The organism is Plantibacter auratus (assembly GCF_050587365.1).
GTDB lineage: Bacteria > Actinomycetota > Actinomycetes > Actinomycetales > Microbacteriaceae > Plantibacter > Plantibacter auratus.
The window spans coordinates 481418-494618 of the sequence record NZ_JBOBFV010000003.1; the positions used below are offsets into that span (position 1 = coordinate 481418).

The following is a 13201-nucleotide window of genomic DNA, read 5'->3' on the forward strand; positions in this document are numbered from 1 at the left end:
GCGCGATCGTGGGTCCTGCGTCGAGGGGTGGCGTCATCGGATGTCTCCCGATGCGAGGGTCGCCGGCCAGCCCGCACCGGGTCCGGCGGCGAGCACGGTGGCCGAGCCGCTGACGGTCCAGGGTCCGAACCCGGCCGGGACGGCGTAGACCTCTCCGGCGGAGAACTCGACGGCCTCGGCGCCGGTCTCAGAGACCAGTGCGCCTGCGCCGGTGAACGCGAGGGCCACCGAGAAGCCGGCGTCCACGGGTGCGCTGCCATCGGTGCCGGGCGTCACGGCGAAGAGCTGGAAGTACGGGTCGGCGGCCGCGGGCAACAGCGACACCGGCGCGTCCGTCCGGGCGTCGAGGTCGTGCAGCACGACGAGGTGTTCGATCTCGGACTGCGGGAGTGCCGTCGTCGACACCGCGCCCATCACGGTCTCGAATCCGAGGCCGAGGTGGGACTCGTCGCGCGTCGAGGTCGTGACCGACCACTCGAGGAGGATGGAGAGGTCGGTCGGTTCCTGCACCTCCGCGAGGAAGATGCCGCCGTCGATCGCGTGGGCCGTGCCGGCCGGGACGAGGATGCCCATGCCGCGCTCGACGACGATCCGGTTCATGTGCGACAGCATCCACTCGCTGTCCTGGGCGTCACGACGACGGTCGAGTTCGTCGGGGTCCACGTCCTCGCTCCATCCGAGGTGGACGGCCGAACCGGGCTCGGCGTCGAGGATGAACCAGGCCTCCGTCTTGCCGTAGGCGCAGTCGAGGTGGGAGGCGGCGAACGCCCGATCCGGGTGCACGTGGACGGGGAGCCGCTGACGCGCGTCGAGCAGCTTGACGAGGATGCCGGTGTCGGCGGCGTGGGTGCCGTGGTCCGGTCCCGCTCCGGTCCAGTGCGCGGGGTCGGCCGCGACGAGGTCGCGGAGGAGGACGCCGTCGACGGTGCGGGCGAGGCCGATGGCGCCGCCGGGCTCCTGGTCGGCGCGGCTCACGGTCGCCCCGAGCCACTCCTCCGGCTGGAACTCGCTCTGCTGTTCGATGCCGCGCAGGCCGGCGATGCGGTCGCCGCCGCGGTAGAAGTGCTCGATGAGGTTCGGCGCGAGTCGCGTCGGCTGGGCGAGCCTCGTGGGCTGGGTCGTGCTCATGCTGCTGGTCCTCCGACCATGCTCGTGGTGGACGCGGTACGCGCGTCCACGGTGTGACGCTGTGCCGGGCCGGGGATCTCCCCGGAACCACGCGACACCAGCGAGGTCGGGACGACCCACTCGCGCGGCTCGTCCGCCGGTGATTCGCGCAGCTCGAGAAGTCGCTCGATGGCGGCGGTACCGATGACGAACGGATCCTGGTTGATACAGCTGACGGCCGGTCGCAGGACGTCGGCGAGGGTGAAGTCGCCGAACGCGATGTGCGCCGTCCCCTCCCGCCCGATGCGGTGCAGGGAGGTCGTCAGACCGATCGCCGCCTTCGCGTTCGACGCGAAGAACGCAGTGGGCGGGTCCTCGAGTCCGAGCAGGCGCTCCGTCTCGGCGGCGTAGTCGAGCGAGCCGTCGATGGTCCAGGAGACGAGCGACGGGTCGAGGTCGATGCCGGCCTCGGCGAGGACGTCGGTGTAGCCCTGGTAGCGCCGACGGATGGTGAGGAAGCGTTCGTCCCGGTCGTAGAAGGCGATGCGGGTGTGGCCGAGCTCGACGAACTGGCGGATCGCGAGCTGGGTGGCGGCGTAGTCGTCGACCACGACGCTGTCGAAGGCGGCGAGCGGACGGTCGACGGCCACGACTGGCGTCACGTTCCGGAACGCCTCGAGGTAGGGCAGCTCCGCGGCGACCGGGGCGATGATGACGCCGGCGACCTGGTGGCCGGCGATGAACCCGGTCAGCTGGTCGCGCTCGCGCCCCTCGTCGAGCCCGGTGCTCGCCACGAGGACGCTGAGGCCCTCCTTGAGCGCACGGGCCTCGATGGCGCTCACGAGCGAGGCGAAGAACGGGTCGGCGAGCGAATCGATGAGGACGCCGATCGCGCCACCGGTGCCGGACTTCAGAGAACGGGCGGCCGTGTTGGGCACGTACCCGAGGCGATCGATCGCCTCGAGCACGCGGCTTCGGGTCTCGGGGTGCACGGACGGTTCGCCGTTCACCACCCGCGAGACGGTCTTGATACTGACGCCGGACTGCGCAGCCACATCCTTGATCCCGGGCGGCCGCATCAGCGGGTCCCCCTGACGGGAAGCGGAACGGGTCGGACGTCGCAGCCGGTCCGGAGCGACGGGACGTGCGCACGTGTCCGGATCGGACTGGTCGCGGTGATCGCGGGGTTGCAGGTGCCCATGGGCTCCACCTCCTGACAGCGTTGTCATCGGTCGGGGTGGTGCAGCTGCAGAACCCCGTCGTTCCTTCGTGCGCCTATACTGACCGCAGACCGACAACGTTGTCAAGCAACGTTGTCTGAAAGAGATCAAATTCATTTGGAACTCGCATCGAAGAGGCGTTCAGACCCCTCGGATGCGGGTCGCCACCCCGGAATCATCGAGGAGTCAGCGTGATCGTCGTCGTCGCAGGAGCAGCCGGAAGCGGCAAGACCACCCTTGGACGTGAGCTCGCACGGGCCCTCCGACTCCCGCTCCTCGACCTCGACACCATCACCAATCCGTTGCTCGACGGTCTCGGTGCGGTGACCGATCCCGACGGCGCCGAACCACTCCACTGGAACGACGCGAAGCTGCGCCCGACCATGCGCCCTGCGCGGTACGCGGCCCTCCGAGCGGTCCTCGCCGACCAACGCGACAGTGGCGTCGGCGCGGTACTCGTGGCACCCTTCACCGCGGAGCTCCGTGGCGGCGCCGAATGGGACGCGCTCGTCGAGGCGGCCGGGGTCGTCCCCAAGGTCGTCTGGCTGCACGCCGATGCCGCCACGCTCGCGGCTCGCCGCGCCGAACGCGGTGCCGAGCGGGACACACACATCGTCGACCCGTCCACCGACACCCCACCCGCCATCGAGCACCTGTCGATCGAAGCCGCGTTGTCCACGTCGCAGCAGCTCGCCGCCGTCCAACGCGCGCTCGGTCTCGGACGGACCATCCAGGCCTCCGCACCGATCTTCGACCAGGTCTTCGCCGCCGGGCTCTTCGACCTCGACGGGACCCTCATCGACTCGACGCCGGCCGTGAACCGGTCATGGGCGCAACTCGCCCGCGAGTACGGACTCGAGGGCGACCTGCTCGCCGCGGGACACGGTCAGCCCGCTGCCCAGGTGCTCGCCGCGATCTTCCCGCCCGAGCAGGTCGCCGAAGCACTCGCGCGGATCATCGAGATCGAGGCCGACGAGGTCGCCGACGTCATCGCGCTCCCGGGGGCGGCGGAGGCGCTCGCGGCGCTGGGTGACGACGCGAAGGCGATCGTCACGAGCGGCACAAGGCTCATCGCCGGCAATCGGATCGCCGCCGCCGGGCTCGTGCGGCCGGAGGTCGTCGTGACCTTCGACGACGTCACGAAGGGCAAGCCGGACCCCGAACCGTTCCTGCTCGGCCGCACCCGGCTGGGCTTGGAGTCGCAGCCGTGCGTCGTGTTCGAGGACGCACCGGCCGGGCTCGCCGCAGCGCGCGCCGCCGGCTGCTGGACGGTCGGCATCGCGGGGACGCACGAGGCGCACGAACTCAATGCGGACCTCGTGATCGACGGCCTCTTCCAACTGCGGCTCGAGCCGGTCGCCGAGGGCGGGTTCCGACTCGTCCCGGCTTCGCTCGGCTGAGCAGCGACCCGCTCCCTGAGCGCGTCGGAACAGCCTGAGGCTGTCGATGCTCTTCGGCAACCGCGGAGTCTCGTTCCCTGAGCCTGTCGAAGGGCACCCGGGCAACCTTCCCCACCGCACCTCGACCGCAGAGGACGCCCGTTCCCTGAGCGTGTCGAAGGGCACCCCGGTGGGTCTTCACGAACCGCGCCTCAACAACACGGGAACCCGTTCCCTGAGCCTGTCGAGGGACCCCTGGGCAGCACCCCCACCACGCTCCGACAACCGCGGGAACCCGTTCCCTAAGCTTGTCGAAGGGCACCCCGGTGGGCTTTCCCGCTCCGCGCCTCAACAACCACCTGAACTCGTTCCCTGAGCTTGTCGAAGGGCCCACGAGCAACCTTCCCCACCAGACCGCGACCGGTTCGGCGACCGCATCACCGCTGGTCCCTGAGCTTGTCGAAGGGCACCCTGAGCAAGCATCAACTGTGGGATAAATTCCCAGATCAGGGTCTGATTCTTTGGCCGTTCGAATGTCAGTGGTCCGTGTTTGGATGGATCCATGACCAGCACCGCACCGAACCCCCTCGCCGCCGCCGCGGCCGGGTTCGATGCGGTCTGGCAGGGCGCGCTCGATGCGATCCGTCCGGGCTCGGGTGTCGCGGAGCAGCTCGAGAACATGAACGACGAGGCGATCCTCCGCGTCCTCGACGAACTCGGTGCCGTGCAGCACGCGGTCGAGGTCCTCGCCGCCCGCGTCACCGGTGCGATCGCGTTGCGCCCGTCGCCTTCCCGCCGCGACGGCACGCTCGTGCGCGCCGCTGGTTACGCGAACCCGGGTGTCATGGTGTCCGAGCGGTGGCGGGTGGCACGCGCCCGCGGCGCAGCGATCGCCGAGGTCGGTGCCGCCATCACGCAACCGCGCGGGCTGCTCGGCGAGCTGGAGGAATGCCCGTTCCCAGCGGTCGCTGCGGCGCTCGAACCGGCACCCGGTTCCGACGACGCCAACGAACCAGCCGCCGATCCCCACTCCGCCACGGCGGAAGATGACCCACACGACCACGGCGCCCTCGGCACACCACGCTCATCCCTCAGCGTCGATGGTGCCGCGGTCATCGTCCGCGAGCTCCGCAACGCCGGACGCATCTGCACCAGGGTCGAACTGGACGCAGCATCGGTCATCGCGGTCGAGCACGCCGGACACGCGCCCCTGCAGGACGTCACCCGCATCGCGAAACTCGTCCGCACCCGCCTCGACCAAGACGGCCGCGAACCGCGCGACGAACTCCTCCGCCGAGCCGAACGCTGCACCATCCACGAACTCCCCACCGGCATGACCCTCCTCCGCGCCGAACTCGCCCCCGAAAGCGCCGCCTTCATCCGCGCCGGCCTCGACGCCCTCATCGGCGCCACCCACCGCAAACCCCACTTCAACCACCCCGACACGGCCGACCCCGCTGACCAACCCGACGGCTCCGGGGACCCCATGCCCGACGGGCCGTCGCTCATCCCCATCGACCGGCGACGCGCCATCGCCCTCACCGAGACCTTCCGACACCTGGCCGGCTGCAGTCGCGCCGCCACCGAACTCACCCCCGTCACCGTCATCATCCGCACCGACCACGACACCCTCGAAACCGGTCTCGGGACCGCCACCATCGACGGCATCGACGAACCCATCGGAGCTGGCGCCCTCCGCCGCCTCGCCGCCGACGCCAACCTCATCCCCATGGTGTTGAACGGCCCATCCCAGGTCCTCGACCTCGGCACCAGCACCCGCCTGTTCTCCCGCGGACAAAAACTCGCCCTCGCCGAACGCGACGGCGGCTGCGCCTGGACCGGCTGCACCCACCCACCATCCTTCACCGAAGCCCACCACATCACCTGGTGGTCCCAAGGCGGACCCACCAACTTCGACAACGGGATCCTCCTCTGCCCCTTCCACCACCACCGCATCCACGACGACCACTGGACCATCACCATCCAAAACGGCATCCCCTGGTTCATCCCACCCAGCCACATCGACCGACACCAAACCCCCATCCGAGGCGGACGCCTCCACCTCGCCGCCTAACGCATGGCACCCGCCTGCCCACACGCCGCCCTTCGACAAGCTCAGGGACCGACACGAGAACCACCCTGCCCGGCAAGCCCGGCAACCGGCTATCCCGTTCCTGAGCCTGTCGAAGGGCCTACGAACAACCGTCAGACCTGCCCTTCGACAAGCTCAGGGACCGAGACGGGAACCACACTGCCTCTGACACGCCCAGCGACCGACGCCCTACTCGACAACCCAGCCACCCCGGTCCCTGAGCCTGTCGAAGGGCCCACGAACAGCCGTCATACCTGCCCTTCGACAAGCTCAGGGACCGAGACGGGACACCATGACGTCTCGACACGCCCGCCAGCCGAACGCAGGCTCCGCATCCGGGGCGCCGTTCCCTGAGCCTGTCGAAGGGCCCACGAGGAACCGCCCCATTGCCCTTCGACAGGCTCAGGGACCGAGACGGGAACCACACTGCCTCGGACACGCCCAGCGACCGACGCCCTACTCGACAACCCGGCCACCCCGGTCCCTGAGCCTGTCGAAGGGCACACGATCGGCCGTTGAACCTGCCCTTCGACAAGCTCAGGGACCGACACGGGAACCACCGTGCCCGGCAAGCCCGGCAGTCGGGTACCCGGTCCCTGAGCCTGTCGAAGGGCTCACGAACAACCGTCATACCTGCCCTTCGACAAGCTCAAGGACCGAGACGTGAACCACCAGCACTCGAGGACGGGAACGACGCAGCGACCGAGCGCCCCCTCAACCGGTCGGAGGGCCGTCAAGGCACCGTCCGACCGCCGCAGGGTCACCCCGCGGCGACGACCTCTTCCACCGCCACCCGCGCACCGACGGCCGCCAGCCGCGCGCGCGCCGCGATGAACGCCTCGCGCAGTCGCGCGTCAGATCCGAGGTCGCCGAACACGACCTCCAGGTCGAGGAACGCGCCGTGGCGCTCCGCCTCCTGCGCGACGGCTGCCTGCAACTCGGCCAACCGCCGGTCGACCGGGGCAAGCTCCCGCCCGTCGTCACCGACACCCTCGATGAACCGACTCCACGCTGCGAGGACGAGCGCCGAGCGCGCGATCCCGCCGCCGGTCCGCAACTGCTCACGGACCACCGGGAGCAGGAACTTCGGGATGCGCTCCGAGCCGTCGACGATCTGCCGCGCCAACGTATCCTTGATCGCCTCACTGCCGAACCGGCGCATCAGCTCTGCACAGTACGCGTCGATGTCGATCCCCGGGACCGGCGCGAGCGTCGGCCTCGCCTCCTCGTGCATGTACCCGAGTAGGAACCGCGAGAACAGCTCGTCACGGCAGACGTCGTGCACGTACGTCTCCCCCGCCAGCAGCCCGAGGTAGCTCATCGCCTGGTGGGAAGCGTTCAACAACCGGAGCTTCATCAGCTCATACGGCTCGACGTCCTCCACGAGCTGCACGCCCACCTGCTCGTACGGCGGACGGCCGTCCGAGAAGTCGTCCTCAAGCACCCACTGCTCGAACGACTCCGAGAGCACCGGCCAGCGGTCGTCGATCCCGAACCGCTCGGAGACGAACGCGCGCTGCTCGTCCGTCGTCGCCGGCGTGATGCGGTCCACCATCGAGTTCGGGAACCGCACCTCGGCGGCGATCCAGGCGGCGAGCGCCGGGTCGATGCGCTCGGCGAAGGCGAGGATCGCGGTCCGGGCGACGTGCCCGTTGCCCTGGATGTTGTCGCACGACATGACCGTGAACGGAACCGCACCGGCGTCGCGTCGGGCACGGAGGGCCGCCGTGATGAACCCGAGCGGGCTCTGCGGCAGCGCCCCCTCAGGCAGCCCGTCGAGGTCCGCGAGCGTCGCACCGTCACTCGGCTCGAACGCGCCGGTCGCGTCGTTCACCCCGTAGCCGCCCTCGGTGATCGTGAGCGACACGATCCGCGTCGACGGATCGCCCACCCGCGCGAGGACCGCTTCCGGATCGTCGGGAGCGAACAGGTACTCGACGATCGACCCGACGACGCGCGCCTCGACCTCGCCGTCCGGACTCGTCGTCACGAGCGTGTAGAGCCGGTCCTGAGCACCGAGCGCGTCCCGCATGGCTGCGTCACCGGCCAGTGTGCCGACGCCGACGAGTCCCCAGGACGCGTGCTCGTCGCCGGGGAGCCCGAGCACGCGGTCGACGAACATCGCCCCGTGCGCCCGATGGAAGGCGCCGACTCCGAAGTGGACGATGCCGGGTCGGATGGCCGAGCGGTCGTAGGCGGGGACGGCCACCTGCTCGTCGAGAGCGGTGAGGGTGGCGTCGGAGAGCTGGGTCATGTGGTGCCTTCTCGTCGGTGAGCGGGTTCCGTGTGGTGCAGGTCAAGGGTGGTGCAGGTCGAGCGTGCTGCGGCTGCAGGGTGGATCAGGCGCCGTGGGTGGATTCGGTCTCCACCGGCGTCGACGCGTCGAGCGTGACGATGCGGGTGGCACGCTGCTTGGTGGCGTCGACCAGGCGGGCATTCGGCTCGTCGACGCCGAGCACCCAGGCTTCGGCCTCGTCGAGCGGGTGGCCGTGACCGAGGCGTCGGGCGATGAGTCGGTCGCGGCGCACCTCGTCGTCCACGTCGACGTACCAGGACTCGTCGAGATGCGCGGCGACACTTTGCCAGCCGTGATCGTCGAACAGGAGGTAGTTGCCCTCCGTGATCACCAGCGGCACCTCGGGGCGGACGAGGACGGCACTGCCGATCGACGCCTCGAGCGAGCGGTCGAACCGGGGTGCGTAAATCGGTGTGCCCGGAGAATCGGCGGTGCGTCCAGCACGCGCGAGGCGGGACAGCAGTGCGACGTAGCCGTCGACGTCGAAGGTGTCGGGCGCGCCCTTGCGGTCGCGTCGCCCGAGGCGGACGAGCTCGGCGTTGTCGAGGTGGAAGCCGTCCATCCCGACGATGACGGCCTGGTCGCCAAGCGCGGCGGCGAGCGCGTCGCTGACGGTCGACTTACCCGCACCGGGCGCACCGACGATCCCGAGGATCCGGCGGGACCCGGTGGCGGCGAGCGAACGGGCGTGATCGATGAGGCCGTCGAGGTCGGTCCCGATCGTGATGCCGCTCATCGTGATGCCTGACCTCTCCTGGGAGCCGACCGGTCGCGGACGCGCCGTCGCCCGACTCACGGTAGGTCCAGGGGATGCATGTGTCAACACCGGATGTCACCGGTGTCATGATCTGCTGGTGAAATCCATGTCACGGGTGACATGGTTGCCATTCCGTGGTTATGATGCTCCCGACCCGGTGCACCGACGCACGGGCCTCATCACGTCGATCGGACCACCTCATGACTGACTTCAACGGCCGCACCATCCTCGTCACGGGAGCGAGCGGCGGCATCGGCGGCGCGACCGTCCGCCACCTCGTGGCAGCGGGCGCGCAGGTGATCGCCTCCGGTCGCAACGTCGAGCACCTCGACGCCATCGCCGCCGAGACGGGCGCCGAACCGCTGCCCTTCGACCTCACCTCGGAGGACAGCATCCGCGACGCGATCGAGGGACGCGACATCTGGGGCGTCGTCAACTCCGGCGGTTGGGGCGGCGAGATCGCCTCCCCACAGGAGACCGACATCGACGTGTTCGACAAGGTCATCAGCATCAACGCACGCGGGTCGCTGCTCGTCACCAAGTACGCGTCCCGCGAGATGATCCGCCAAGAGCGCGGCGGGGCGATCGTCAACGTCTCGAGCCAGGCGAGCCTCGTCGCACTCTCCGGCCACATCTCCTACGGCTCGTCGAAGGCCGCGCTCGACAACATCACGCGGGTCTCGGCCCTGGAACTCGGGAAGTACGGCATCCGGGTCAACGCCGTCAACCCGACGGTCGTGATGACGCCGATGTCCGCCTGGTACTGGGGCCGCCCCGACATCGAAGGCCCCTTCCTCGAGGCGATGCCGCTCGGCAAGTGGGCCACCGAGGACGACATCGCCGGCCCGATCACCTTCCTGCTGAGCGACGCCGCCGGCATGATCTCGGGCGTCTCGCTGCCGATCGACGGCGGCTACACCGCGCGCTGACCCGATCCGGCAGGACCGAACGGGAGGGACCCGAGCATGGCCACGATGCGCCAGATCGCCGCAGCCGCCGGCGTGAGCGCGAAGACGGTCTCACGGGTCTTCAACGACGACCCGCACGTCCTCCCGGCGACCCGAGAACGGGTCGAGTCGATCATGCGGGAGCTCGACTACGTGCCGAACTCCCTCGCGACGGCGTTCCGCTCGGGCCGCCCGTCGGTCATCGGGGTCGCCGTCCCCGACATCGTCGACCCGTTCTTCGCCGAGATCGCGCGTGCGGTGGAGCGGACGGCGCGCGATCACGACATGTCGACGCTCGTGACGAGCCTCGGCGACGACCCGGACCGCGAGCGCGCGGTCCTCGAGCCGATGCTCCGGCGTCAGCTGGCCGGAGTGGTGCTCGCGCCGATCAGCGACGACCAGAGCTCGCTGAGTGCATGGGCGTCGCGGACGCCGTTCGTGTTCGTCGACCGCGCGCCGGGTGGCCTCGCCGCCGACGCCTTCACGCAGGACGACTTCGGTGGGGCGTTCGCGGCGACGACGCACCTCGTCGAGCACGGCCACCGCCGGATCGCCTTCGTCGGCGATCAGCTGGCCCTGCCGACGACCGCCGAGCGGCTGCGCGGGTACCGGGCGGCACTCACCGAAGCCGGGCTGCTCGCCGACGAGGAGCTCATCGCCCTCGGTGCGGCGACCCGCGAGGGGGCGGCGCGCGCGTTGGCGGCCATCGACTCGCGGGCGACGGCCCTGTTCTCGTCGAACGCCGTCTGCACGATGGCGTTGCTGCCCGCACTCGCCGAGCAACCGCTCCCACTCGTCGCATTCGGCGACTTCCCCCTGGCCGAGCTCCTGCGACCGTCGGTGTCCGTGATCACGCAGGACCCGGAGGCCCTCGGCCGACTCGCTGCGGAACGGATCATCGACCGACTCGACCGCCCCGACGCGCGATACCGCCGGAGCACGGTCCTCCCGGTGCACCTCGTCGAGCGCGACTCCTGTCGGGTATCGCCTGCGGTGCTCTGAGTCGCCGGCTCCGAGCCGCCCCGGCCTAGCCGTCGAATCCCCGGCCCCTGGACCATCTCGGTCCCTGAGCCTGTCGAAGGGCGCCACGCGAACGCCCCGAAGACTCGATCGGCTCGGGAACCGAAACCGGCCGGCCTAGTAGCTCAACGTCGCCGGCGCGAGCTCCGCGGTCTGGTCGCCGACGCGGCTCGGGTCGCGCGGGTCGAGGCGACGGACCTCACCGACGTCCGCGAGTTCGTCGAGCTCGATCCAGAAGATGTTCGGACTCCGTGTCGAGCCGAAGTAGTAGACCAGGTTCGTGAGGTCGGCACCGGCCCGCCACCAGGTCGGGTACACGTCGCCCGTCGAGTACGGCGCGCCGTACGGCACCGACACGTTCGCGATGAGCTGGAAGACGCCCGCGACCGCCTCGACGGTGTCCGCCGGCTCCGGCAGGTAGTGGAGGAAGTAGGAGGCGCGCACGAACCGGTCGACCGAGGTGATGTCGCCGGGAGGCGGTAGTTCGCCGCCGAACGGCCGGTAGCGGTCGCGGTTGGTGATCTGCTCGTCGAGGCTCGGCGAGTTGGCCATCACGGTGAACTCGCGGCCGTGGTGGACGACGAGCCGGCCGTCGATCGGCTCGATGATCGCGGAGTCACCCGAGGCGTCCTCGATCGCGATGTGGATCCCCATCTGCAGGCCGCGGAACATCGGGGACGTGATGCGGACGGTGTCGATGTCGGCGATCGCTTCCGCGACCGAGGCGTAGCTGTCGAGGAGGTACTGCACCCACAGCGCGTTCGAGACCGTCGGACGGCCGTCGGGCTCGGCGAACGTCACGTCCTCCGGGTCGAGGTAGAGCGCGTGTGCTCCGAGGCCCGCCGTGTTCAGGCCGTCGACGGTCCCCATCCCCCACATGCTCGTGACGACACTGCCGTACCGGGAGGTCCACCGGTGCGAGGTGGCGTCGTCCGTGCCACCTCGGTCGGTACCGCTCGGGACGAACCACAGCTCGGGTTCGTCGCTCTCCGACCAGTCCATGCAGCGGCTGACCGTCTTGGCGACCGCGTTGTCGTTCCAGAAGATTCGAGTGCACACGCGCTGAGCGTACCCCGCGCGTGGTGCCCACCGGAGGGGCTATCGCCCACGCAGTGCCGCGGCCTCGCTGAGCCAGCGGCTGTAGAGGTCCCAGGGGTCGACGTCGCCGGCGACCGAGGCGATGTGGGCGAGCAGTCGAGGCGACCCCGTGAACCATTCGGAGCGTTCGAGGCGCTCGCGGGCGAACTGTTCGTGACGCGCACGCTCGACGTGCCGGTCGCCGCGTTCGAGGGCGAGCAGCTCGTCGTGCCAGATCGCGGCGAACCGCTGGCGGGGGTTCGTCGTGGTGCCGATCTTCACGCGGTCGCCGTGACGGAGGTAGTAGACGACGTCGATCCGCGGCCGGGCGAGGTCGTCGTCGGGCACGTCCCCGTGCCGCCACTCGCACGCGGCGCACAACCACGCGGACGGGTAGTGACGGCCGAGCCGCGAGCCGCACATGATGCACGGCGACGGCAGGGCGTCGACCACACCCCAGCGGCGCTCCGCCCAGTCGGCGGCGAGGGCCAGGTGATCCTCGCAGAGCGCGACGGGCGCGTCGACCGGTGCCGCGGCGTCGCACCCGGGTTGTACGCATCGTCTGTGGGGCATCTCCCGAGTGTCCCCCACCCCGCCGACACCGACCTCCAACCCCGGTCCCTGAGCCTGTCGAAGGGCACACGGCAAAACCCCACCCTTCGACAAGCTCAGGGACCGAACGGGCGAAGCGGCAGGGGCGAGCGAAGGTCCTCCACAACTCCCCCATGATCCGAGAGCGTCCACCGTCGGAGGTCAGCGCAGACCGACAGGATCGAGGTCCTGCGAGGCTTCCCGGATGCCCCACGTCTACATCCTCAAATGCGCCGACGGATCCTTCTACACCGGCAGCACCATCGACCTTGCTCGACGAGTCGCCGAGCACATGGACGGCCTCGGAGCGACCTACACCCGCGAGCGACTGCCCGTCACACTCGTCTGGTCGGCCGAGTACGACCGCGTGGACGACGCATTCTTCATCGAGAAACGTCTTCAGGGGTGGAGCCGGGCGAAGAAGCAAGCAGTGATCGACGGGCGGTTCGACGACCTCCCGCGCCTCAGCTGCTCGCGGATCACCGCATGGCGCGATCCAGAACCCGGAACGGACCCGATGGCCGGTCCCTGAGCCTGTCGAAGGGCACACGGACAGAGCCCACCCTTCGACAAGCTCAGGGACCGAACGGTTGGGCTGGCAAGAACCGGCTGAGTGAGCGGACAGGGACCGACCGTTCAGACACGACCGACTCCGACCCCGGTCCCTGAGCCTGTCGAAGGGCACACGGACAGAGCCCACCCTTCGACAAGCTCA

11 protein-coding genes are annotated in these 13201 nt (G+C 69.8%); 5 read left to right on the top strand and 6 right to left on the bottom strand.

Annotated features, from left to right (window positions below; all coding sequences use genetic code 11):
- Positions 1–33 precede the first annotated feature (33 nt).
- Together ACQ3HE_RS15095 and ACQ3HE_RS15100 are read right to left on the bottom strand one after the other, a co-directional pair.
- On the bottom strand, positions 34–1128 hold the full coding sequence (locus tag ACQ3HE_RS15095; RefSeq protein WP_430893295.1) for a class I mannose-6-phosphate isomerase: 1095 nt from the start codon (positions 1126–1128) through the stop codon (positions 34–36).
- Positions 1125–2162, bottom strand: a complete 1038-nt coding sequence (locus ACQ3HE_RS15100; protein WP_159879498.1) for a LacI family DNA-binding transcriptional regulator — start codon at positions 2160–2162, stop codon at positions 1125–1127. Before ACQ3HE_RS15100 ends, ACQ3HE_RS15095 begins: the two co-directional genes overlap by 4 nt.
- Positions 2163–2518: 356 nt before the next feature.
- On the opposite strand from ACQ3HE_RS15100, the gene ACQ3HE_RS15105 reads away from it, so the two are divergent.
- The gene (locus ACQ3HE_RS15105; RefSeq protein WP_430893296.1) at positions 2519–3727 is read left to right on the top strand and encodes an HAD-IA family hydrolase; all 1209 of its coding nucleotides are present in this window, start codon (positions 2519–2521) and stop codon (positions 3725–3727) included.
- Between the two features lie 541 nt (positions 3728–4268).
- Positions 4269–5780 carry an HNH endonuclease signature motif containing protein gene (locus ACQ3HE_RS15110; RefSeq protein WP_430893297.1) on the top strand — a complete coding sequence of 504 codons (1512 nt, stop codon included), beginning with the start codon at positions 4269–4271 and terminating at the stop codon, positions 5778–5780.
- Between the two features lie 778 nt (positions 5781–6558).
- Here the strand turns inward: ACQ3HE_RS15110 and ACQ3HE_RS15115 are convergent.
- Both ACQ3HE_RS15115 and ACQ3HE_RS15120 read right to left on the bottom strand, forming a co-directional pair.
- The gene (locus tag ACQ3HE_RS15115) at positions 6559–8052 is read right to left on the bottom strand and encodes a mannitol dehydrogenase family protein (protein ID WP_430893298.1); all 1494 of its coding nucleotides are present in this window, start codon (positions 8050–8052) and stop codon (positions 6559–6561) included.
- 85 nt (positions 8053–8137) lie between these two features.
- Positions 8138–8830: a nucleoside/nucleotide kinase family protein gene (locus ACQ3HE_RS15120; protein ID WP_430893299.1), complete on the bottom strand. Its 693-nt coding sequence runs from the start codon at positions 8828–8830 to the stop codon at positions 8138–8140.
- A 221-nt stretch (positions 8831–9051) separates the two neighbouring features.
- On the opposite strand from ACQ3HE_RS15120, the gene ACQ3HE_RS15125 reads away from it, so the two are divergent.
- Together ACQ3HE_RS15125 and ACQ3HE_RS15130 are read left to right on the top strand one after the other, a co-directional pair.
- Positions 9052–9780 carry an SDR family oxidoreductase gene (locus ACQ3HE_RS15125; protein WP_064296395.1) on the top strand — a complete coding sequence of 243 codons (729 nt, stop codon included), beginning with the start codon at positions 9052–9054 and terminating at the stop codon, positions 9778–9780.
- A 36-nt stretch (positions 9781–9816) separates the two neighbouring features.
- Positions 9817–10800: a LacI family DNA-binding transcriptional regulator gene (locus ACQ3HE_RS15130; RefSeq protein WP_430893300.1), complete on the top strand. Its 984-nt coding sequence runs from the start codon at positions 9817–9819 to the stop codon at positions 10798–10800.
- A gap of 135 nt (positions 10801–10935) precedes the next feature.
- On the opposite strand, the gene ACQ3HE_RS15135 is transcribed toward ACQ3HE_RS15130, so the two are convergent.
- Together ACQ3HE_RS15135 and ACQ3HE_RS15140 are read right to left on the bottom strand one after the other, a co-directional pair.
- A complete protein-coding gene (locus ACQ3HE_RS15135; RefSeq protein WP_137243468.1) occupies positions 10936–11877 on the bottom strand; it encodes a linear amide C-N hydrolase in 942 nt (313 codons plus the stop codon).
- A 39-nt stretch (positions 11878–11916) separates the two neighbouring features.
- Complete coding sequence (locus ACQ3HE_RS15140; protein WP_430893301.1) at positions 11917–12468, bottom strand: GIY-YIG nuclease family protein; 552 nt, start codon at positions 12466–12468, stop codon at positions 11917–11919.
- Between the two features lie 223 nt (positions 12469–12691).
- Between ACQ3HE_RS15140 and ACQ3HE_RS15145 the strand changes: the two genes are divergently transcribed.
- Positions 12692–13018, top strand: coding sequence for a GIY-YIG nuclease family protein (locus ACQ3HE_RS15145; RefSeq protein WP_430893302.1), 327 nt, complete (start codon positions 12692–12694; stop codon positions 13016–13018).
- Positions 13019–13201: the final 183 nt, after the last annotated feature.